This window comes from Pseudomonas sp. NPDC090592 (assembly GCF_044769185.1).
Taxonomy (GTDB): Bacteria; Pseudomonadota; Gammaproteobacteria; order Pseudomonadales; family Pseudomonadaceae; genus Aquipseudomonas.
Genome location: NZ_JBIVXJ010000016.1, coordinates 81,608 through 103,267 on the forward strand (window position 1 = coordinate 81,608; position 21,660 = coordinate 103,267).

Annotated in this window: 21 protein-coding genes; 5 read left to right on the forward strand and 16 right to left on the reverse strand. The window is 59.1% G+C overall.

The genetic code is table 11. From position 1 onward, the window contains the following. Positions 1–13 precede the first annotated feature (13 nt). The 14 genes from ACIQUI_RS16295 to rpmH all read right to left on the reverse strand — a co-directional run bounded on the left by ACIQUI_RS16295 (position 14) and on the right by rpmH (position 11,727). Positions 14–550 carry a F0F1 ATP synthase subunit delta gene (locus tag ACIQUI_RS16295; RefSeq protein WP_003253191.1) on the reverse strand — a complete coding sequence of 179 codons (537 nt, stop codon included), beginning with the start codon at positions 548–550 and terminating at the stop codon, positions 14–16. Positions 551–562: 12 nt separating this feature from the next. Further along, complete coding sequence (locus ACIQUI_RS16300) at positions 563–1,033, reverse strand: F0F1 ATP synthase subunit B (protein ID WP_403200362.1); 471 nt, start codon at positions 1,031–1,033, stop codon at positions 563–565. A 59-nt stretch (positions 1,034–1,092) separates the two neighbouring features. Beyond that, on the reverse strand, positions 1,093–1,350 hold the full coding sequence (atpE, locus tag ACIQUI_RS16305; RefSeq protein ID WP_003097235.1) for a F0F1 ATP synthase subunit C: 258 nt from the start codon (positions 1,348–1,350) through the stop codon (positions 1,093–1,095). 144 nt (positions 1,351–1,494) lie between these two features. Further along, entirely contained in the window at positions 1,495–2,364 is an 870-nt protein-coding gene (gene atpB, locus ACIQUI_RS16310; protein WP_403200365.1) for a F0F1 ATP synthase subunit A, read from the reverse strand. A gap of 16 nt (positions 2,365–2,380) precedes the next feature. Beyond that, positions 2,381–2,788 carry a F0F1 ATP synthase subunit I gene (locus ACIQUI_RS16315; protein WP_011536507.1) on the reverse strand — a complete coding sequence of 136 codons (408 nt, stop codon included), beginning with the start codon at positions 2,786–2,788 and terminating at the stop codon, positions 2,381–2,383. A 149-nt stretch (positions 2,789–2,937) separates the two neighbouring features. Further along, positions 2,938–3,810, reverse strand: a complete 873-nt coding sequence (locus ACIQUI_RS16320) for a ParB/RepB/Spo0J family partition protein (RefSeq protein WP_403200368.1) — start codon at positions 3,808–3,810, stop codon at positions 2,938–2,940. Between the two features lie 9 nt (positions 3,811–3,819). Further along, positions 3,820–4,611 (reverse strand): ParA family protein, encoded by a 792-nt coding sequence (locus ACIQUI_RS16325; RefSeq protein WP_012274913.1) that lies wholly within the window; start codon positions 4,609–4,611, stop codon positions 3,820–3,822. Positions 4,612–4,629: 18 nt separating this feature from the next. Then, on the reverse strand, positions 4,630–5,280 hold the full coding sequence (rsmG, locus tag ACIQUI_RS16330; RefSeq protein WP_403200370.1) for a 16S rRNA (guanine(527)-N(7))-methyltransferase RsmG: 651 nt from the start codon (positions 5,278–5,280) through the stop codon (positions 4,630–4,632). After that, the gene (gene mnmG, locus ACIQUI_RS16335; RefSeq protein WP_403200373.1) at positions 5,277–7,169 is read right to left on the reverse strand and encodes a tRNA uridine-5-carboxymethylaminomethyl(34) synthesis enzyme MnmG; all 1,893 of its coding nucleotides are present in this window, start codon (positions 7,167–7,169) and stop codon (positions 5,277–5,279) included. The genes rsmG and mnmG overlap by 4 nt, the downstream gene beginning before the upstream one ends. Positions 7,170–7,792: 623 nt before the next feature. Then, a complete protein-coding gene (gene mnmE, locus ACIQUI_RS16340) occupies positions 7,793–9,163 on the reverse strand; it encodes a tRNA uridine-5-carboxymethylaminomethyl(34) synthesis GTPase MnmE (RefSeq protein WP_403200376.1) in 1,371 nt (456 codons plus the stop codon). 88 nt (positions 9,164–9,251) lie between these two features. After that, positions 9,252–10,934, reverse strand: coding sequence for a membrane protein insertase YidC (yidC, locus tag ACIQUI_RS16345; protein WP_403200378.1), 1,683 nt, complete (start codon positions 10,932–10,934; stop codon positions 9,252–9,254). A gap of 2 nt (positions 10,935–10,936) precedes the next feature. Beyond that, complete coding sequence (gene yidD / locus ACIQUI_RS16350) at positions 10,937–11,182, reverse strand: membrane protein insertion efficiency factor YidD (protein WP_075046823.1); 246 nt, start codon at positions 11,180–11,182, stop codon at positions 10,937–10,939. Continuing rightward, on the reverse strand, positions 11,175–11,579 hold the full coding sequence (rnpA, locus tag ACIQUI_RS16355) for a ribonuclease P protein component (RefSeq protein WP_284357050.1): 405 nt from the start codon (positions 11,577–11,579) through the stop codon (positions 11,175–11,177). Before rnpA ends, yidD begins: the two co-directional genes overlap by 8 nt. 13 nt (positions 11,580–11,592) lie before the next feature. Continuing rightward, positions 11,593–11,727 (reverse strand): 50S ribosomal protein L34, encoded by a 135-nt coding sequence (gene rpmH / locus ACIQUI_RS16360; protein ID WP_003253163.1) that lies wholly within the window; start codon positions 11,725–11,727, stop codon positions 11,593–11,595. 595 nt (positions 11,728–12,322) lie between these two features. On the opposite strand from rpmH, the gene dnaA reads away from it, so the two are divergent. From dnaA to gyrB, 4 genes are read left to right on the forward strand one after another with little or no spacing between them, the layout of a single operon-like run. Further along, positions 12,323–13,855, forward strand: coding sequence for a chromosomal replication initiator protein DnaA (gene dnaA / locus ACIQUI_RS16365; RefSeq protein WP_391131841.1), 1,533 nt, complete (start codon positions 12,323–12,325; stop codon positions 13,853–13,855). A 40-nt stretch (positions 13,856–13,895) separates the two neighbouring features. Further along, on the forward strand, positions 13,896–14,999 hold the full coding sequence (dnaN, locus tag ACIQUI_RS16370) for a DNA polymerase III subunit beta (RefSeq protein WP_016497344.1): 1,104 nt from the start codon (positions 13,896–13,898) through the stop codon (positions 14,997–14,999). A gap of 15 nt (positions 15,000–15,014) precedes the next feature. Continuing rightward, on the forward strand, positions 15,015–16,118 hold the full coding sequence (recF, locus tag ACIQUI_RS16375) for a DNA replication/repair protein RecF (RefSeq protein ID WP_403200383.1): 1,104 nt from the start codon (positions 15,015–15,017) through the stop codon (positions 16,116–16,118). Positions 16,119–16,122: 4 nt separating this feature from the next. Further along, the gene (gene gyrB, locus ACIQUI_RS16380) at positions 16,123–18,543 is read left to right on the forward strand and encodes a DNA topoisomerase (ATP-hydrolyzing) subunit B (protein WP_403200386.1); all 2,421 of its coding nucleotides are present in this window, start codon (positions 16,123–16,125) and stop codon (positions 18,541–18,543) included. Between the two features lie 62 nt (positions 18,544–18,605). Here gyrB and ACIQUI_RS16385 read toward each other — a convergent pair whose 3' ends face one another. Beyond that, complete coding sequence (locus tag ACIQUI_RS16385) at positions 18,606–19,013, reverse strand: RcnB family protein (RefSeq protein WP_391131852.1); 408 nt, start codon at positions 19,011–19,013, stop codon at positions 18,606–18,608. 245 nt (positions 19,014–19,258) lie between these two features. Beyond that, positions 19,259–20,551: a sigma-54 interaction domain-containing protein gene (locus tag ACIQUI_RS16390; protein WP_403200388.1), complete on the reverse strand. Its 1,293-nt coding sequence runs from the start codon at positions 20,549–20,551 to the stop codon at positions 19,259–19,261. Positions 20,552–20,773: 222 nt separating this feature from the next. On the opposite strand from ACIQUI_RS16390, the gene ACIQUI_RS16395 reads away from it, so the two are divergent. Beyond that, the gene (locus tag ACIQUI_RS16395) at positions 20,774–21,658 is read left to right on the forward strand and encodes an MBL fold metallo-hydrolase (RefSeq protein ID WP_391131856.1); all 885 of its coding nucleotides are present in this window, start codon (positions 20,774–20,776) and stop codon (positions 21,656–21,658) included. Positions 21,659–21,660 lie beyond the last annotated feature (2 nt).

Below are 21,660 nucleotides of genomic sequence, written 5' to 3' on the forward strand. Positions count from 1 at the left end.
TGCCCCTTCAAACTCAAGATTTCAATGCTTCGGCCAGTTTCGCGATTTTGCCGCGAACAGAGCCATCGATTACCAGGTCACCAGCGCGGATGACGACGCCGCCAATCAGGCTGGCATCCTCCGACGCGTGCAGGCGAACTTCCTGGCCTAGCCGTGCACTGAGAACCTTGGCGAGTTTGTCTTGCTGTTCTTGGTTCAACGCGAAGGCACTGGTGACTTCCACGTCCACGGATTTCTCTTGCTCGGCCTTGTACAGGTCGAACAGAGCGGCAATCTCCGGCAGAAGCAGGAGACGGTCGTTTTCCGCGGCAACATGAATGAAATTCTGTGCCTGTGCATTGAACTTGTCACCGCACACGTCAATGAACGTGGCGGCCTTTTCTGCGCTCGTCAGTCGCGGGGCCTTGAGCAGGCGCTGCATGGTGTCGTCTTGCGACACCGCAGCAGCCAGGCCGAGCATGGCTGACCAATTGGCCAGTTGCTGATGGGCCTGGGCATGCTCAAAGGCAGCCTTAGCGTAAGGTCGGGCCAACGTGGTCAGTTCTGCCATGATCGCCCTCGCTTAAATTTCAGCGGCCAGTTTGTTAACCAGCTCCGCATGCGCGTTTTGATCGATTGTGGCGCCAAGGATCTTTTCAGCACCGCCAACGGCCAGGGCACCCACTTGGGCACGCAGGGCGTCTTTAACGCTGTTCAGTTCCTGTTCGATCTCGGCCAGAGCCTGAGCCTTCACACGGTCAGCTTCGACGCGGGCCTGGTCACGGGCTTCCTCGACAAGCTGAGCAGCGCGTTTCTTGCTTTGCTCAATGATTTCGGCTGCCTGTGCTTTAGCTTCACGCAGTTGCTGACCCGCTTTCTCTTGGGCCAGCTCCAGGTCGCGAGCTGCGCGGTTGGCAGCGTCCAAGCCGTCGGCAATCTTCTTTTGGCGCTCTTGCAGGGCAGTGATGACCGGAGGCCATACGTACTTCATGCAGAAGAGTACAAAAATCAGGAAGGCAACGGATTGGCCAATCAGGGTTGCATTAATGTTCACGCCAACACCTCGCTCGGTCTTTGGTTCATCACAGCTATCAACTCGTGGTTAACGAGTGATTAGCCGGCGATTTGACCAACGAACGGATTCGCGAAGGTGAAGAACAGAGCGATACCAACACCGATCATGGTTACGGCGTCGAGCAGACCGGCAACGATGAACATTTTAACCTGCAGCATTGGAACCATTTCTGGCTGGCGAGCAGCGCCTTCCAGGAATTTGCCGCCCAGCAGGCCGAAACCAATGGCGGTACCCAGAGCACCCAGGCCGATCAGCAGAGCAACAGCGATAGCGGTCAGACCAACTACAGTTTCCATCTTTCCTCCCGACTTTTACGTCGTATTGGTTAGGTTTTTAAGTTGAAGCGGTAAAACAAATCGTTTGGTACAGCATGCCCTTGCGGACTTTTTAAGCCCTCCCCCCAAACAGGCGGGGAAGGCTATCAGACACGCCAGGCGGTCTTAATGGTTATCTTCGTGGGCCATCGACAGGTAGACGATGGTCAGCATCATGAAGATGAAAGCTTGCAGAGTGATGATCAGGATGTGGAACACAGCCCACGCCCATTGCAGCACCACACCCAGGCCGCTGAGCCACAGCAGGCCGGAGCCGAACATGACCGCGATCAGGATGAACACCAGTTCGCCGGCGTACATGTTGCCGAACAGACGCAGTGCCAGCGAGATCGGCTTGGCGATCAGGGTGACGAATTCCAGCAGGAAGTTGACCGGAATCAGCAGGATCTGAACGAAGATGTTCTTGCTGCCGAACGGGTGCAGGGTCAGCTCGCCGATGAAGCCGCCCAGGCCCTTGACCTTGATGCTGTAGAAGATGATCAGGGCAAACACGCAGAAGGCCATGGCCAGTGTCGCGTTCGGGTCGGTGGTCGACACGGCGCGGAACGGAATGTGCGGGTCACCGGAAATCAGGATGGCCAGCTGAGGAATCCAGTCGACCGGTACCAGGTCGACGGCGTTCATCAGGAACACCCAGACGAAAATGGTCAGCGCCAGCGGGGCGATTACCGGGCTACGGCCGTGGAAGGAGTCCTTCACGCTACCGTTGACGAAGTCCACCATCACTTCAACGAAGTTCTGCAGACCGCCAGGTTGGCCGGAAGTCGCCTTCTTGGCCGCCATGCGGAAGATGAACAGGAAGATCAGACCCAGCGCGACGGACCAACCCAGGGTGTCCACGTGGAACGCCCAGAAGCCCATTGCCTTGGCTTCTGCAGCCGAATGGGCGAAGCCCCAGCTGCCGTCTGGTAATTGACCATAGGTCAGGTTCTGCAAGTGGTGCTGGATATAACCCGAAGCGGTTTCTTCTGCCATGGTTGCCTCAAACGCCCTAAGGTCTCGAAAGTCTTTTATTCATCAGCAGGGGCGCGAACCAGCTGACCAAAAGGGTCAGCACGAAGACGCCGAATACTGCTAACGGCGCCAGTGGCTTCACTCCTGCGAAGGTCAGTGCAAAAAGCACTGCCGTCAAAATCATCTTGCCTGCCTCGCCCGCGTAAAACGACTTGACGATGGCTTGTGCCGCCCGAGCTCCGCTGAAGCGAAAAGCCTTCCAGGCGAAATACACATTGGGCAGCCAAGCAATCAAACCTCCGCAAAGGCCTGAGTATCCACTGACTACCCCTTTCCACTGCCACAACACCAAGGTTGCCAGCAGCAGTACGACAAATTGAGCCAGCAGTACCGGAAAAACCGCCCAGCGATGGAAAGGCAGGCGGTTTGGCGTGCGGATTTCCATCACAACTGCTCCTCGGAAGTCGACCAACAAGTCAGTAATGACTTGGCATAATTTGTGCCGACAAAATGCGCGCAGAGTATAGGGGTGGTTTAACCCCTATTCAACTCTTCGGTAGTGATTTCCGACTGCGCGCTACAACAGGAATTGTTTCAGCGGATGTGAGCAAGCACGCCTTGCAACTCGTCAAGCGAGTTGTAACGAATAACCAACTGGCCTTTGCCCTTGTTGCCATGACGGATCTGAACAGCCGAGCCCAGGCGCTCTGCGAGCCGCTGTTCAAGGCGTGCGATATCCGGATCAGGTTTGCTCGGTTCGACCGGATCAGGCTTGTCGCTGAGCCACTGGCGCACCAGCGCCTCGGTTTGGCGCACGGTGAGGCCACGTGCGACAACATGACGCGCCCCTTCTTCCTGGCGGTTTTCTTCCAGACCGAGCAATGCACGGGCGTGGCCCATCTCCAGGTCGCCGTGGGCGAGCATGGTCTTGATCGCCTCGGGCAGGGTGATCAGGCGCAGCAGGTTGGCCACGGTTACCCGCGACTTGCCTACGGCGTCAGCCACCTGTTGCTGGGTGAGTTCGAATTCCTGCTGCAGACGCTGCAGCGCCAGGGCTTCCTCCAGCGGGTTGAGGTCTTCACGCTGGATGTTCTCGATCAACGCCATGGCAATGGCGGCTTCGTCGGCCACTTCACGGACCATGGCCGGGATCGTATCCAGGCCGGCCTGCTGGGTTGCCCGCCAGCGGCGCTCACCGGCGATGATCTCGTAACGGTTGTCGCCAATCGGGCGCACCACGATCGGTTGCATGACGCCATGGGTGCGGATGGAGTGCGCGAGTTCTTCCAGCGCCTGCGGGTCCATGTCCCGGCGCGGCTGGTATTTGCCGCGCTGGATCAGTTCGACCGGCAGGTGTTGCAGTTCTTTGTGGTCGATCTTTACAGCCTGCTCTTCGAGCGCGCTGACGGAAGGACCACTGAGCAGTGCATCCAACCCACGTCCGAGACCTCGTTTCTTGACGGCCATACGGATTCCTTAAGTTGTTTGTGCAGTGCGTGATTGACGGCGTTGACGGCGAACCAGTTCCCCAGCCAGGGCCAGGTAAGCCAGCGCGCCGCGCGATTGCTTGTCGTAGGCCAGGGCCGGCATGCCGAAACTCGGGGCCTCGGCCAGGCGAATGTTGCGCGGAATGACCGTGTCGTACAGCTGCGGACCAAAGTGCTCCTTCAGCTGCGCCGAAACATCGTTGTTCAGGCTCAGGCGCGGATCGTACATGGTCCGCAGCAAGCCCTCGATCTTCAGCTCCGGGTTCAACCGGGCAGCGATGCGCTTGATGTTATCCACAAGATCGCTGAGACCTTCCAGTGCGTAGTACTCGCACTGCATGGGGATGATCACGCCATCGGAAGCGACCAGCGCGTTGAGCGTAAGCATCGACAACGACGGCGGGCAGTCGATGAGGATGTAGTCGTAGTTCTCGCGGATGGGTGCCAGGGCGTTGCGCAGACGGCTTTCCTTGACCTGCATTTCCAGCAGCACCACTTCGGCGGCGGTCAGGTCCCGGTTGGCCGGCAGCAACTGGAAGCCACCGTGCTCGGAGTAATGCATGGCCTGGGCCAGGTCGCATTCCCCGATCAACAGGTCGTAGACCGAGTGCTCGAGCTCGTGCTTGTCCACACCACTGCCCATGGTGGCGTTGCCCTGCGGATCGAGGTCGATCAGCAGCACACGACGCTTGGTCGCAGCCAGCGAGGCGGCGAGATTGATACAGGTGGTGGTCTTGCCTACACCACCTTTCTGGTTCGCGATTGCGAATACCTTAGCCATTGATGCGCGTGTTCCCAGTCATGCCTTGCGGCGCAGTATCAGCAGATGGCGCTGGCCCTGGCAACCCGGAACGGTCAGGGCCTGTTCGCTTTCCACTGTGAAGTCTGCGGGCAATGCTACCAGTTCATCGGCAGGATGCAGCCCCTTCATTGCAAGCCATTGCGTCCCGGTGTCGCCCAGATGGCGGGTCCAGTTGGTGAAGTTCTCCATGCTGCTGAAGGCGCGGGAGATGATTCCGTCGAACGGTTGTGCCGGCTGGAAGGCTTCGACCCGGCTGTGGATAACCGTGAGGTTGTCCAGTTTCAGCTCCATTTTCACCTGGGTCAGGAAGCGGGTCTTCTTGCCATTGGCGTCCAGCACCGTCACCCGCTTGTGCGGGTGCAGGATAGCCAACGGGATGCCGGGCATGCCACCGCCGCTACCGACATCCAGCCAGCTGTCACGCTCGCTGTGGATAAACGACATGACACTGAGGCTGTCGAGCAGGTGACGCGAGACCATCTCGTCCGGGTCGCGCACGGCAGTCAGGTTGTAGGCTTTGTTCCATTTGATCAACAGGCCCAGGTAGCCAAGCAGCTTTTCGTGCTGCTGCGCAGTCAGCTCGATACCAAGCTGGCGCGCACCTGTGGACAACTCTTCAGCGTGTTGCGGGGTGACCAGGGAACTCAAGCGCTTTGCTCCAATTCGCGGCCAGCGCCGCGTTTTTTCAAGTGAATCAGCAACAGGGAAATCGCCGCCGGGGTCACGCCCGGGATGCGCGAAGCCTGGCCCAGCGTCTCGGGACGGGTCTGGCCGAGTTTGCCCTGGATCTCCTTGGACAGGCCGGAAATCGTCGTGTAGTCGATATCCACAGGCAGGCGGGTGTCTTCGCTGGCGCGCAGGCGGGCGATTTCATCCTGCTGGCGGTCGATGTAACCGGCGTACTTGGTGCGGATCTCGACCTGCTCGGCTACCTGTGGATCAATCGCCTCACCGCCGGTCGCCTCGATCAGCCCAGCGTAGTCGATTTCCGGGCGCGCCAGCAGGTTGAGCAGGCTGTACTCATGGCTCAGCGGGGTGCCGAACTTATCCACAATCGCCTGGCCTTGCTCGGTGTTCGGCCGTACCCAGGTCGACTTCAGGCGCTGTTCCTCACGCTCGATGCCATCGCGCTTGGCGCAGAAGGCGGCCCAGCGCTGGTCATCGATCAGGCCCAGTTCACGGCCCTTTTCGGTCAGTCGCAGGTCGGCGTTGTCTTCGCGCAGGATCAGCCGGTACTCGGCACGCGAGGTAAACATACGGTACGGCTCCTGGGTACCCAGGGTAATCAGGTCGTCGACCAGTACGCCGATGTATGCCTCGTCGCGGCGCGGGCACCAGCTGTCACGGCCCTGCGCCCGCAGGGCAGCGTTGGTCCCGGCCAGCAAACCCTGGGCGCCGGCTTCTTCGTAACCGGTAGTGCCGTTGATCTGGCCGGCAAAGAACAGGCCACCGATCACTTTGGTCTCGAGGCTGTACTTGAGGTCGCGCGGGTCGAAGTAGTCGTACTCGATGGCGTAGCCCGGGCGAACGATGTGGGCGTTTTCCATGCCGCGGATCGAACGCACCAGCTCCAACTGCACGTCGAACGGCAGCGAAGTGGAAATACCGTTGGGGTACAGCTCGTGGGTGGTCAGGCCTTCCGGCTCGATGAACACCTGGTGGCTGTCCTTGTCGGCGAAGCGGTGGATCTTGTCTTCGATGGACGGGCAGTAGCGCGGGCCGACGCCTTCGATCACACCCGAGTACATCGGCGAGCGGTCGAGGTTCGAGGCGATGATCTCGTGGGTGCGTGAATTGGTGTGGGTAATCCAGCAGCTCACCTGACGCGGGTGCATTTCGGCATTGCCCATGAACGACATCACCGGGATCGGCGTGTCGCCTGGCTGCTCGGTCATCACCGAGAAGTCCACCGAGCGGCCATCGATGCGTGGCGGGGTGCCGGTTTTCAGGCGGCCGACGCGCAGCGGCAGTTCACGCATGCGGTGGGCCAGGGCAATCGAAGGCGGATCACCGGCGCGACCGCCGGAATGGTTTTGCAGACCAATGTGGATAAGGCCGCCGAGGAAGGTACCGGTGGTCAGTACCACCGATTCGGCGAAGAAACGCAGGCCCATCTGGGTCACCACGCCTTTGACCTGGTCCTGTTCGACGATCAGGTCGTCGCAGGACTGCTGGAATATCCACAGGTTCGGCTGGTTTTCCAGGATCTCACGCACCACTGCCTTGTAGATGGCGCGGTCAGCCTGTGCACGGGTGGCGCGTACGGCCGGGCCCTTGCGGTTGTTCAAAACGCGGAACTGGATGCCGCTCTTGTCGGTGGCCAGCGCCATGGCGCCGCCGAGGGCATCGATCTCTTTGACCAGATGGCTTTTGCCAATACCGCCGATGGCGGGGTTGCAGCTCATGTGACCGAGGGTTTCCACGTTATGGGTCAACAGCAGGGTTTTCACACCCATGCGTGCAGACGCAAGCGCAGCCTCGGTACCGGCATGGCCGCCGCCGATGACGATCACTTCAAAACGGGAAGGGAAATCCACCACGCACCTCGTGCCTGTTTTTGCGAATAGAGAAGGTAAGCGGACAAGTATAGGGACTTCACCCCCTTTAAAGAAACCGTCTGAGCAAATTTTGACCAGTCTGTGGATGAGTGGCAGACAACAGAAATCAACAAGAAGAAATTTATAAAAGCTTTGTTTTTATGTTTATTCTTATGCACACCGTTGTCTGTGGATAAACCTCTGTAGCTCAGGATTCACGCTATGTAGAGAGAAATTAAACCCTGTGGCTGGAGTAGCATGAGGGCTATGGATAACGCGATTTAGCCTGTGGATTAAATACCCGTTTACCCACAGGCGGGTTTGTCCTCAGAAAAAAAGCCTGCTTATCAACGGAGCTGAAGGAGGGTTTTCCACAGGGCTCCTGAAAGCAGATTTCACTGCTGGGTGAAAAAAATCTTCGTAGCAGCAGGCTGGCGCAGACAAGGTGGGAGCGGGCATGCCCGCGAAAGCGTCGGTCCAGCCATAGGGTTTTGCAGGTTGTAAGGGCCTCTTCGCGGGCGCGCCCGCTCCCACAAGTGCTCAGTTCGCCTTGCTGAGTAAGAATTTCAGGCAAAAAAAAACCGCTCCCGAAGGAGCGGCTATTGGTTTTGCCTGGTTGTGGATTACTTGCCGATGCAGAAGCTGGAGAAAATCCGCCCCAGCAGGTCATCCGAGCTGAATGCACCGGTGATTTCCCCAAGCGCATGTTGTGCCTGGCGCAAATCCTCTGCCAGCAACTCTCCTGCGCCCGCCAGGGTCAATTGGGCACGGCCGTGCTCCAGGTGCTCGCTGGCCTGGCGCAAGGCATCCAGATGGCGCCTGCGGGCACTGAAACCACTCTCGGCAGTCTGTTCGTAACCCATGCAGGCTTTCAGATGGTCGCGCAGCAGTTGCAGCCCGGTATCGTCGCCTTTGGCGCTGAGGGTAATGGTCACATGCCCGTCATCGCACTGTTCCAGCCCCACCTGCTCGCCACTCAGGTCGGCCTTGTTGCGAATCAGCGTAACCTTGGCCGGGTCAGGCCGCTGGTCGAGAAACTCAGGCCACAGCGCGAACGGGTCGCTGGCTTCAGGTGCAGTGGAGTCGACTACCAGCAACACACGGTCAGCCTCGCCAATGGCCTTCAGGGCGCGTTCCACGCCGATCTTTTCCACATGATCGTCGGTATCACGCAAACCAGCAGTATCGACCACGTGCAGCGGCATCCCGTCTATGTGGATATGTTCGCGCAGGATGTCCCGGGTGGTGCCGGCGATATCGGTGACGATTGCCGCTTCCCGGCCGGCCAACTGGTTCAGCAGGCTCGACTTGCCGGCATTCGGCCGGCCGGCGATGACCACGGTCATGCCGTCACGCAGCAAGGCACCCTGCCCGGCCTCACGCTGCACGGTGGATAACTCGCCGCGCACCGCATCGAGCATCGACAGCACGTGGCCATCGGCGAGGAAGTCGATCTCTTCCTCAGGAAAGTCGATAGCCGCCTCGACGTAGATGCGCAGGGCAATCAGCGCCTCGGTCAGGCTGTGCACACGTTTGGAGAACTCACCTTGCAGCGAGCGCAGGGCGTTGCGCGCGGCCTGGCTGGAGCTGGCCTCGATCAGGTCAGCGATCGCTTCTGCCTGGGCCAGGTCGAGCTTGTCGTTGAGGAACGCGCGTTCGCTGAACTCACCCGGGCGGGCCAGGCGGCAACCCACTTGTACACAGCGCTGCAGCAGCATGTCCAGGACTACCGGGCCACCGTGGCCTTGGAGTTCAAGCACATCTTCACCGGTGAACGAGTTCGGCCCGGGGAAGAACAACGCAATGCCCTCGTCCAATACCAGCCCTTCATCATCGCGAAACGGGCCGTAGTGGGCATGGCGAGGGGTCAAGGTACGGCCGGTGATCAACTGCCCGGCCTTGCCAGCCAAGGGCCCGGACAACCTGACAATACCCACACCGCCACGGCCTTGGGCGGTAGCGATGGCGGCGATGGTTTCACGCACAGTGTTCATGCTCGAAAGCCTCTACGACAAAAACGACAGATAGCAAAAACGCCCCACTAGGGGGCGTTTTTTATTCACAGGCTAGCGTACTAGCCCGTCAAGCAGCAGCTTTTTTGGTGGCTGCTTCGATACGACGGGTGATGTACCACTGCTGCGAAATCGACAGGCAGTTGTTCACAACCCAGTACAGCACCAGACCAGCCGGGAACCACAGGAAGAAGAAGGTGAAGATGATCGGCATCATTTTCATCACCTTGGCCTGCATCGGATCCGGCGGCGTCGGGTTCAGGCGCTGCTGGATGAACATGGTGGCGCCCATGATGATCGGCAGGATGAAGAACGGATCCTTGATCGACAGGTCGGTAATCCACAGCATCCACGGGGCCTGGCGCATTTCCACGCTTTCCAGCAGTACCCAGTACAGGGCCAGGAACACTGGCATCTGCACCAGGATCGGCAGGCAGCCGCCCAGCGGGTTGATCTTCTCTTTCTTGTACAGCTCCATCATCGCCTGGGACATCTTCTGGCGATCGTCACCGAAGCGTTCCTTCAGCGCAGCGAGCTTCGGCGCTACGGCACGCATGCGCGCCATGGAGCGGTAGCTGGCAGCCGACAGCGGGAAGAACAGGCCTTTGATCAGCATGGTCAGCACGATGATCGACCAGCCCCAGTTACCCAGCAGGCTGTGGATATGTTGCAGCAGCCAGAAGATCGGCTGGGCGATGAACCACAGGAAGCCGTAGTCGACGGTCAGTTCCAGGCCTGGGGACAACTCTTTCAGCTTGGACTGGATCTTCGGACCGGCATACAGCATGGCGGTGGTTTCGGCCTTGCCACCTGCAGGCACGCTGAGGGCCGGGCCGGTGTAGCCGATGATGTAGTTGCCCTGGCTGTCCTTGCGGGTCTGGACAACGTTGTTGTCCGATTTTGCCGGAATCCAGGCGGTCACGAAGTAGTGCTGCAGCCAGGCAACCCAGCCGCCAGACACATTTTCTTTCAAACTACCTTTGTCGATGTCCTTCATCGAGACCTTTTTGTAAGGCTCGGAAGCTGTCCACAGGGCTGCACCCAGGTAGGTTGCAGTGCCGGTGGCAGTGCTGGAGGACGGATCGCCACTGGCGTCACGCTTGAGCTGGGCAAACATGTTGCCGCTCCAGGCCTGGCCGCTCTGGTTGTCGATCAGGTAGCTGACATTCAGGTCGTACTCACCGCGCTTGAAGCTGAAGCGCTTGATGTAGTTGACACCGTTGTCGCTGAACTTCAGGTCGACCACCAGTTGTTCCTGGCCATCGGCCAGCTGGTAGCTCTTCTGTTCGGCAGCATACAGCGGACGGCCGCTGGCGCGGGCATCCGGGCCGTTGGCACCGGTCAGGCCGCTTTGTGCCAGGTAAACACGCTCGCCACCGTTGTCGAACAACTGGAACGGGATGTTCGGGTGGTCCTGACGGCGTGGGTATTTCGGCAGGTTCAGCTGGACGATGTCACCACCAACTGGATCGATAGCCAGTTCCAGGACGTCGGTCTTGACCCGGATCAGGTCCTTGCTGAGTGCGACCGGTGCCAGTTCGGCAGGGCTCGATTCGGCGTTGGCGCTCGGTACATCGGCACTGGCGCCGTTGTTACCGGCCGGCACGCCATCGGGCAAGCCCGGAGCAACAGTGCTGGCAGCAGTATTCTGAGTCGGCAGGGCAGCCTGGCCGTAGTCATCGTTCCACTTCAGGACCATGACGTAGGACACGACTGCCAGCGCGGCGATCAGGATCGTGCGTTTAATATCCATGATTACTCGGCTATCGAAGAAGTTCGGGAGGAAGGAGCGGGTGGAACGGGGTCGAAACCGCCGTCATTCCACGGATGACAACGCCCCAGGCGACGAACGGCCAGCCACCCACCACGCCAGAGGCCATGGTTTTCGATGGCTTCATAAGCGTAACAGGAGCAACTGGGGAAAAAACGACAGTGACTGGCCATCAGAGGACTAATGGCGTAACGGTAAAACTGGATCGGAACGAGTGCCAGTTTACGCATCTTGGCTGTCTACCCCTGCGGAATTGGCGGTGACTGCTGGGGTTGGCCGGCTGCGAGCCAGGCGTTTCCAGAGCTTGCCAAAGTGTTGGTGCAATTCCGGGTTTTCTACTTCACCCAATCCCTTGCGCGCGACGATCACAATGTCCAGGCCGGCAAGCAATTGCTGGTTCAGACGAAAGGAATCGCGCATCAAGCGCTTGAGGCGGTTGCGTTGAACAGCGAGCTTGACGCTCTTCTTGCCGATCACCAGGCCAAGCCGTGGGTGATCGAGACCGTTCTCGCGAGCAAGGATCAGCAGGTTTTTCCCTGGAACCTTGCCGGTTGGGGAGTCGAAGACCGCTTTGAAATGTCGGGGTGTAAGCAGTCGCTTTTCCCGACTGAAGTCCTGACTCACCACCTGTGCCGAAAAATCAAATGGCCAGACGCTTACGGCCTTTGGCACGACGACGCGACAGAACAGCGCGGCCGTTCTTGGTAGCCATACGGGCACGGAAACCGTGGGTGCGGGCGCGCTTGATGGTGCTTGGTTGGAAAGTACGTTTCATGGCGTGTTACCTGGTTTGTCGACGACGGGCCGGGATGGCCCCCTTTTTAAGAGACCGGCGATTCTAGAGAAAGCAAGCCCATAGGTCAATTTCCAACCAACCTTTCCATATAGAGCACGGGATGGACGGTGCACGTTCGGTCATCGGCAAAGGGTGCTTGATCGGACACACGAGGAAGGGACAACATGAAAAAAAAGAAGAGACATATAAAAAGCTTTTCTGAAGAACTTATAAATCTTAAGTGGATAACCTTCTGTGGATAACCGTATACAGGCCATGAATCACGTGCTGTACAGCGTTTCATAACCTTGTTCTCAAACGGTGCTGCGCTTGTTTTGATCGTGGTCGAAACCTGTGGATTAAAAGGATACTTACCCACAGGTGAGTTATCAACAGGCTGGGTCTCAGGGTTGTGCATAGCCCTCATGCCGGGTTATCCACAGAGCTTATTCACAGTCCGGCGAGGTCGTTTTGGTCGATAAATGGCTGTTTTGTCATGGATCCTAACGTGTCCACATGTGGATAACTGATCGATCGAGCGGTACAATGGCGGTTTGCTTTTGCCTCATCCGGCTTTCAAACTCAGGGGATATCCGTGTCAGTGGAACTTTGGCAGCAGTGCGTAGAGCTTCTGCGCGATGAACTGCCTGCCCAGCAATTCAACACCTGGATCCGTCCGCTACAGGTCGAAGCCGAAGGCGACGAGTTGCGCGTCTATGCGCCTAACCGTTTCGTTCTCGATTGGGTCAATGAAAAGTACCTGGGCCGTTTGCTCGAGCTGTTGGGCGAAAACGGTAGCGGTATCGCGCCTGCCCTTTCCTTGTTAATAGGCAGCCGCCGCAGTTCGGCCCCACGCGCTGCGCCCAACGCGCCGGTCAGTGCCGCTGTGGCGGCATCGCTGGCGCAAAGCCAGGCGCCAAAGGCTGTGCCGGCGGTGGCGGCGGTCGAGCCGGTTACTGTTGCGGCCGTTGAGCCTGTGCTGGTCAATGAGCTGGCCGAGCAGTCCTCGCGTGACAGCTTCGATGCCATGGCCGAGCCGGCAACGGCACCCGCCAGCAGTGCCCGGACCGAACAGCGCACCGTGCAGGTTGAAGGTGCGCTCAAGCACACCAGCTACCTGAACCGCACCTTCACCTTCGACACCTTCGTCGAAGGTAAGTCGAACCAGCTGGCGCGTGCAGCTGCCTGGCAGGTGGCCGATAACCCCAAGCATGGTTACAACCCACTGTTCCTTTACGGCGGCGTGGGCTTGGGTAAGACCCACCTCATGCATGCTGTGGGTAACCACTTGTTGAAGAAGAACCCGAACGCCAAGGTCGTGTACCTGCATTCGGAGCGTTTCGTCGCAGACATGGTCAAGGCCCTGCAGCTCAACGCCATCAACGAATTCAAGCGCTTCTACCGCTCGGTGGATGCGTTGCTGATCGACGATATCCAGTTCTTTGCCCGCAAAGAGCGCTCTCAGGAAGAGTTTTTCCACACCTTCAACGCCCTGCTCGAGGGCGGCCAGCAGGTAATCCTTACCTCTGATCGTTATCCCAAGGAGATCGAAGGCCTGGAAGAGCGCTTGAAGTCGCGCTTTGGTTGGGGGCTGACGGTGGCTGTCGAGCCACCCGAGCTGGAAACCCGCGTGGCCATCCTGATGAAGAAGGCTGACCAGGCCAAGGTCGAGCTACCTCATGATGCGGCCTTCTTCATTGCTCAACGTATCCGTTCCAACGTACGTGAGCTGGAAGGTGCCCTGAAACGGGTCATTGCCCACTCGCACTTCATGGGCCGCGATATCACTATCGAGCTGATCCGCGAGTCGCTTAAAGACCTGTTGGCGCTGCAAGACAAACTGGTCAGTGTGGATAACATTCAGCGTACCGTCGCCGAGTACTACAAGATCAAGATCTCTGATCTGTTGTCCAAGCGTCGTTCGCGCTCTGTCGCACGCCCACGCCAGGTGGCCATGGCCCTTTCCAAGGAGCTGACCAACCACAGTCTGCCGGAAATCGGCGACATGTTTGGTGGCCGTGACCACACGACCGTGCTGCATGCCTGCCGCAAGATCAACGAATTGAAGGAATCCGACGCGGACATCCGCGAGGACTACAAGAACCTGCTGCGGACGCTGACGACCTGATGGCCGTCTGCGCAGCTAATTGAAGGCAAGGGACTAGACCATGCATTTCACCATTCAACGCGAAGCCCTGTTGAAACCCCTGCAACTGGTCGCCGGTGTCGTCGAGCGCCGTCAGACCTTGCCGGTCCTGTCCAACGTACTGCTGGTCGTGCAAGGCCAGCAACTGTCGTTGACCGGTACCGACCTGGAAGTCGAACTGGTAGGCCGCGTACAACTGGAAGAGCCGGCGGAGCCTGGCGAAATCACTGTGCCGGCGCGCAAGCTGATGGACATTTGCAAAAGCCTGCCGAACGACGCCCTGATCGATATAAAGGTCGACGAGCAGAAACTGTTGGTAAAGGCCGGCCGCAGCCGCTTTACCCTGTCGACCCTGCCAGCCAATGACTTCCCGACTGTGGAAGAAGGCCCGGGGTCGCTGACCTGCAATCTGGAACAGAGCAAGCTGCGCCGTCTGATCGAGCGCACCAGCTTCGCCATGGCTCAGCAGGATGTGCGTTACTACCTCAACGGCATGCTGCTGGAGGTTTCCCGTAACACCCTGCGCGCAGTGTCCACTGATGGCCACCGTCTGGCGCTGTGCTCCATGACCGCGCCGATCGAGCAGGAAGATCGCCACCAGGTCATCGTGCCGCGCAAAGGCATCCTGGAGCTGGCGCGCCTGCTGACCGATCCGGAAGGCATGGTCAGCATTGTTCTGGGCCAACACCACATTCGTGCCACTACCGGTGAATTCACCTTCACCTCCAAGCTGGTGGACGGCAAGTTCCCGGACTACGAGCGCGTATTGCCCAAGGGCGGCGATAAATTGGTGGTCGGTGACCGTCAGGCCCTGCGTGAAGCCTTCAGCCGCACTGCGATTCTCTCCAACGAGAAATACCGTGGTATCCGCCTGCAACTGGCTGCTGGCCAGTTGAAGATCCAGGCCAACAACCCCGAGCAGGAAGAAGCGGAAGAAGAAATCAGCGTGGACTACGAAGGTAGCTCCCTGGAAATCGGCTTCAACGTCAGCTACCTGCTGGACGTGCTGGGCGTTATGACTACTGAGCAAGTTCGTCTGATTCTGTCTGATTCCAACAGCAGTGCCCTGCTGCAGGAAGCTGGCAATGACGATTCTTCCTACGTTGTCATGCCGATGCGCCTGTAACCTGTAGCAGGCGAAATGTCCCTTCGACGTATCATGGTCACCGCGGTGCGCAACTTGCACCCGGTGACACTCTCACCCTCCCCCCGCATCAACATCCTTTACGGCGCCAACGGCAGTGGCAAGACCAGCGTGCTTGAGGCCGTGCACCTGCTTGGTCTGGCTCGGTCTTTCCGTAGCACCCGTTTGAACCCGGTCATTCAGTACGAACAGCCTGCCTGTACCGTGTTCGGCGAGGTGGAGTTGACCGAGGGTGGCACCAGCAAACTGGGTGTATCTCGGGAGCGTCAGGGGGAGTTCTCGATTCGCATTGATGGGCAAAATGCGCGCAGCGCTGCGCAACTGGCGGAGTTGCTACCGCTTCAGCTCATCAACCCGGACAGCTTCCGGCTGTTGGAAGGCGCCCCGAAAATCCGCCGCCAGTTCCTGGATTGGGGGGTGTTCCACGTGGAACCTCGTTTTCTGCCGGCCTGGCAACGGCTGCAGAAGGCGCTGCGGCAGCGGAACTCATGGTTGCGTCATGGTACACTTGACCCAGCTTCGCAAGCCGCCTGGGACCGGGAGTTGTGCCTGGCCAGCGCGGAAATAGATGAATACCGTCGCAATTACATCAAGGCCTTGAAGCCCGTCTTCGAGCGAACCCTGAGCGAACTGGTCGAGCTGGACGGGTTGACCCTGAGCTACTATCGAGGCTGGGACAAGGACCGGGAACTGCAAGAAGTACTCGCCTCCTCTCTCCTTCGCGATCAGCAGATGGGCCATACCCAGGCCGGTCCGCAGCGTGCTGATCTGCGTCTTCGTCTGGCTGCCAATAACGCAGCCGACATCCTGTCGCGTGGTCAGCAAAAGCTGGTGGTATGCGCATTGCGTATTGCCCAAGGCCACCTCGTTAGCCAGGCTCGCCGCGGTCACTGTATTTATCTCGTGGATGACTTGCCGTCCGAACTGGACGATAAGCATCGCCGCGCGCTGTGCCGCTTGCTTGAAGAATTACGCTGCCAGGTGTTCATCACCTGTGTAGACCACGAATTACTGAGGGAAGGCTGGCAGACGGAAACGCCAGTTGCTTTGTTCCACGTGGAACAAGGCCGTATCACCCAGACCCACGACCATCGGGAGTGAAGGCATGAGCGAAAATCAAACGTACGACTCCTCCAGCATCAAGGTGCTGAAAGGTTTGGATGCCGTACGCAAGCGTCCCGGCATGTACATTGGCGACACCGATGATGGTAGCGGCCTGCACCACATGGTCTTCGAGGTGGTCGACAACTCGATCGACGAAGCCCTCGCCGGTCACTGCGATGACATCACCGTCATCATCCACCCTGACGAATCCATCAGTGTGCGCGACAACGGTCGCGGCATTCCAGTTGACGTGCATAAAGAAGAAGGCGTTTCCGCAGCCGAGGTCATCATGACCGTACTGCACGCCGGCGGTAAGTTCGACGATAACTCCTATAAGGTATCCGGCGGCCTGCACGGCGTGGGTGTTTCAGTTGTGAACGCCCTGTCCGAGAAGTTGGTGCTGACCGTTCGCCGCAGCGGCAAGATCTGGGAACAGACCTACGTTCACGGCGTACCACAAGCGCCGATGGCAGTTGTGGGTGAGAGCGAAACCACCGGTACTCACATCCACTTCAAACCGTCGGCTGAGACCTTCAAGAATATCCACTTCAGCTGGGACATCCTGGCCAAGCGTATTCGCGAGTTGTCGTTCCTGAACTCGGGCGTTGGCATTCTGTTGAAGGATGAGCGCAGCGGTAAGGAAGAGTTCTTCAAGTACGAAGGCGGCCTGCGTGCGTTCGTCGAGTACCTGAACACCAACAAGACCCCGGTCAACTCCCAGGTCTTCCACTTCAACGTACAGCGTGACGACGGCGTGGGTGTTGAAGTCGCCCTGCAATGGAACGACAGCTTCAACGAAAACCTGCTGTGCTTCACCAACAACATTCCGCAGCGTGACGGCGGTACGCACCTTGTTGGCTTCCGTTCCTCGTTGACCCGTAGCCTGAACAGCTACATCGAGCAGGAAGGCCTGGCCAAGAAGAACAAGGTGGCAACCACGGGTGACGACGCCCGTGAAGGCCTGACCGCGATCATCTCGGTGAAAGTACCGGACCCGAAGTTCAGCTCGCAGACCAAGGACAAGCTGGTTTCCTCGGAGGTGAAAACCGCCGTGGAACAGGAGATGAACAAGTACTTCGCCGACTTCCTGCTGGAAAACCCGAACGAAGCCAAGGCCGTCGTTGGCAAGATGATCGACGCAGCCCGTGCCCGTGAAGCGGCGCGTAAAGCCCGTGAGATGACTCGCCGCAAAGGTGCGCTGGATATCGCCGGCCTGCCGGGCAAGTTGGCTGACTGCCAGGAGAAGGACCCTGCCCTTTCCGAACTGTACCTGGTGGAGGGTGACTCCGCCGGTGGTTCGGCCAAGCAAGGCCGTAACCGCCGTACCCAGGCGATCCTGCCGCTGAAGGGTAAAATCCTCAACGTCGAGAAAGCACGCTTCGACAAGATGATCTCGTCCCAGGAAGTCGGCACGCTGATCACCGCGCTGGGCTGTGGTATCGGCCGCGAAGAGTACAACATCGACAAGCTGCGTTATCACAACATCATCATCATGACCGATGCTGACGTCGACGGTTCGCACATCCGTACCCTGCTGCTGACTTTCTTCTTCCGTCAGCTGCCAGAGCTGGTCGAGCGTGGCTACATCTACATCGCCCAGCCTCCACTGTACAAGGTGAAGAAAGGCAAGCAGGAGCAGTACATCAAGGACGACGAGGCCATGGAAGAGTACATGACTCAGTCGGCCCTGGAGGATGCCAGCCTGCACCTGGACGAATCGGCGCCAGCAGTTTCCGGTGTGCAACTGGAAAGCCTGGTGAACGAGTTCCGCAGCGTGATGAAAACCCTCAAGCGCCTTTCGCGCCTGTACCCGGAAGACATCACCGAGCACTTCATCTACCTGCCAGAGGTGACGCTGGAGCAGTTGGGTGACCACGCTGTGATGCAAGCCTGGCTTGCCCAGTTCCAGGCACGCCTGAACAACAGCCAGAAGTCTGGCCTGGTTTACAACGCCAGCCTGCGGGAAGACAAAGAACGCAACGTATGGCTGCCGGAAGTGGAAGTCACCTCTCACGGCCTGGCCAGCTACGTCACCTTCAACCGCGACTTCTTCGGCAGCAATGACTACCGCACGGTGGTGAACATTGGTGCCAAGCTGTCGAGCCTGTTGGGTGAAGGTGCCTACGTGCAGCGCGGTGAGCGTCGCAAGGCAATCGCCGAGTTCAAGGAAGGCCTGGACTGGCTGATGAACGAGACCACCAAGCGTCATACCATCCAGCGATACAAAGGGCTGGGTGAGATGAACCCGGACCAGTTGTGGGAAACCACCATGGACCCGACCGTCCGCCGTATGCTCAAGGTCACCATCGAGGATGCGATTGCGGCTGACCAGATTTTCAACACCCTGATGGGTGATGCAGTCGAGCCGCGTCGTGAGTTCATTGAAAGCAACGCGCTGTCGGTGTCGAACCTGGACTTCTGATCAGGTATAAATCGACAGATACTAAAAAGCCCGCTGATGCGGGCTTTTTAGTGCCTGAAAAATTAATAGCCAGTGAGAATGTTCACGATCACACCACTGGCAATTGCCACCAGCACATAGTCGCCATTCACGTACAACCAACGATGATCCCGTGGTGGCGCGTAAAGGTGGCGCGCTTTCCAGTCGGTCACCCAGTAGCGGTCACCACGGTAGTGCGGGTCAACAGCATGCCCACGCTGCCACTGCTGGTGGGGTACCGGCATGCCTTGTTGTGGGCGGAAGTTCGGGTCACGGTAAGCGGGACCGCGGCCGTTGTCATGTCGGCCTTGTTGTTGCGGTTGACCATGCGGCGGGTTGCCTTGGTGCGAAGGGCCACCATCATGCCGGTCGGGTGGGCCCGGCTGCGCGAAGCTGGCCAGCGGTGCGCTGAGCATGAGCGCGGCGCAGATCACGGTTAGGGTTTTCTTCATTTGATGCGGTCCTCTGTACGGTTAACCAATCAGACCACTGATTTGGCGGTTTAATGTCAGGACAGAGGTAAAGGTCGGGTAAAGGTGGGCCCTTGCTCAGTTCTAAAAGTTGGCGCGGTCACTGTGGGAGCGGGCGTGTCGAGGCGTCGAACCGCCGCGAAACAGGCGACACGGTGGATGGCACCGGCTTTGCCGGTGTTCGCGGGCATGCCCGCTCCCACAAAGACTGCGCCAGTCGGCAGTACCTAGTTCAGGCCGAGCGCCTTCAAGCGGCGATATAGCGTGCGTTCGCTCATGCCTAAATGAAGCGCAAGCTCACTGCGCGAGCCCTTGAACTGTTCAAGGGCCTGCGCCAAATCCCCTAGGTCATTGCGCCGTAGGCCCGACTTCACTACTGACGCTGGCCCAATGTCTTCCGGCAAATGCTCCGGTCGAATCACCCCGTCATCAGCAAACAATCGCGCCCGCTCCAGAATATTGCGCAGCTCGCGGATGTTCCCCGGAAACGGATGTAACCCAAGCTGCTGCAAGGCATCGTCGCTCAAGCTGGTCGTTGATTTGCCGGTCATGCGTTGCAGCAGGCTCTGCGCCAGCAACGGCAGGTCTTCGACTCGCTCGCGCAACGCCGGCAGACGAATCGGGAAACCGCTGATGCGGTAGTAGAGGTCTTCGCGGAAGCTACCTTCCGCGACCATCTGCCTGAGCGGTTTGTGGGTGGCCGATACCAGGCGAAAATCGGAATGCACCGTGCGCAGGCTGCCCACCGGGCGGAAGCTACCAGACTCGATAAGGCGCAGCAGCTTCACCTGCATCGCCAGCGGCACTTCGCCAATTTCATCGAGGAACAGGGTACCGCCATGCGCGGCCTCAGCCAGGCCGATCTTGCGCTGGTTGGCGCCAGTGAACGCGCCCTTCTCGTAACCGAACAATTCACTCTCGAACAACGACTCGGTCAGGCCGGTGCAGTCGACTACCACCAGCGGACCATTGGCCCTCGGGCTACCCATGTGCACTGCCCGGGCAAACAGCTCCTTGCCCGTTCCCGATTCCCCCTGCAGCAACACAGGAATCTGCGCTGGTGCCGCACGTTGAAGGCTGGCCAGTGCAACCTTGAACGCTGGCGCCCGGCCGACCAGCCCTTGTTCCTGAGGCTGCGCCGAAGCGAGGGTGATGGTGGTCAGCCGCTCGACATACGCCACCACCCTGCCCTGCTCATCCAGGATCGGGCGCAGCTCGACATCCACATGCTCGGGGCCGCGTGGGGTGTGATGAATGTGCAAGACCCTCTCCGGCAACTTGCTGTCCCAGGCCTTGCGCATCGGGCAATGCTCACCGGCCTGGTCGCATGGCACGGCGTAGTGATGCGAGACCTTATGGCACTTCTCGCCCAACGGCGCTTGTTCGTGGTGACCGAACTGGCGGCGGTAGGCGGCGTTGGCGGCCAGGATGTTGTAGTCGGTGTCCAGCACGATGGTCGGCAAGGCATCGTGCTCAAGGTAGGACACCAGGGCCAGTATGAGGGGTTGGGCTTCAGGCATGTCGGCACCGTTTGGATGACCGGCGCAGGGTAACAAGGACTGCCAAACACTGCCATTGGCCGACAGTCGACTGCCAATACCTCTGCCAAGCGGCCGGGAAGGCGCCAGAAATGGCAGGCTTTGTTGGGCCGTCTTTTGGAAAAAGCCTGGCATGCATCTTGATAAACCTCCATTCACTGCCTACGCCTCTACTAGGGCGTGGCAGATAAATTGGAGAACGTGATGATCATCGGCAACAACCTTCACGTGGAGGCCTTCTTCGACAAGGCGACCTCGACCATCAGCTATCTGGTCATGGACGGCGAAACCCGCAAGTGTGCATTGATCGACAGCGTCCTGGACTATGACCCGAAGTCAGGGCGTACCTGTACCGCCTCGGCGGACCAGTTGATCGACCGGGTGAAGGCCTTGGGGGCTGACGTGCAGTGGGTGCTGGAAACCCATGTGCATGCCGACCACCTCTCAGCGGCGGCATACCTGAAAGAACAGCTGGGCGGCCATACCGCCATCGGCGCGCACATCACCCAGGTGCAGAAAGTGTTCGGGGCCTTGTTCAACGCTGAGCCCGGCTTTGCCCGCGATGGCAGCCAGTTCGACGTGTTGTTTGAAGATGAGGAAGGTTTCCATATTGGCAACCTGCATGCCCGTGCACTGCACACCCCAGGGCATACCCCAGCGTGCATGAGCTTCATGATCCAGGACGCCGGTGAGATCGCTGTATTCGTCGGCGATACCTTGTTCATGCCCGATTACGGCACTGCCCGCTGCGACTTCCCGGGTGCCGATGCCCGCACCCTGTACCGTTCGATCCGTCGTCTGCTGGCGTTCCCCGACCAGACCCGGCTGTTCATGTGCCACGACTACCTGCCAGGTGGCCGCGACATGCAGTACGTCACTACCGTGGCCGAGCAGCGCGCCAGCAACATCCACATTCGCCAGGGCATCGATGAGGACAGTTTCGTCGCCATGCGTGAAGCCCGCGACAAGACCCTCGACATGCCCGTGCTGATCCTGCCTTCGGTACAGGTGAACATGCGCAGCGGCCAGCTTCCCGCGCCCGAAGAGAACGGCGTGAGCTATTTGAAGATCCCGCTGAACAAGCTGTAACC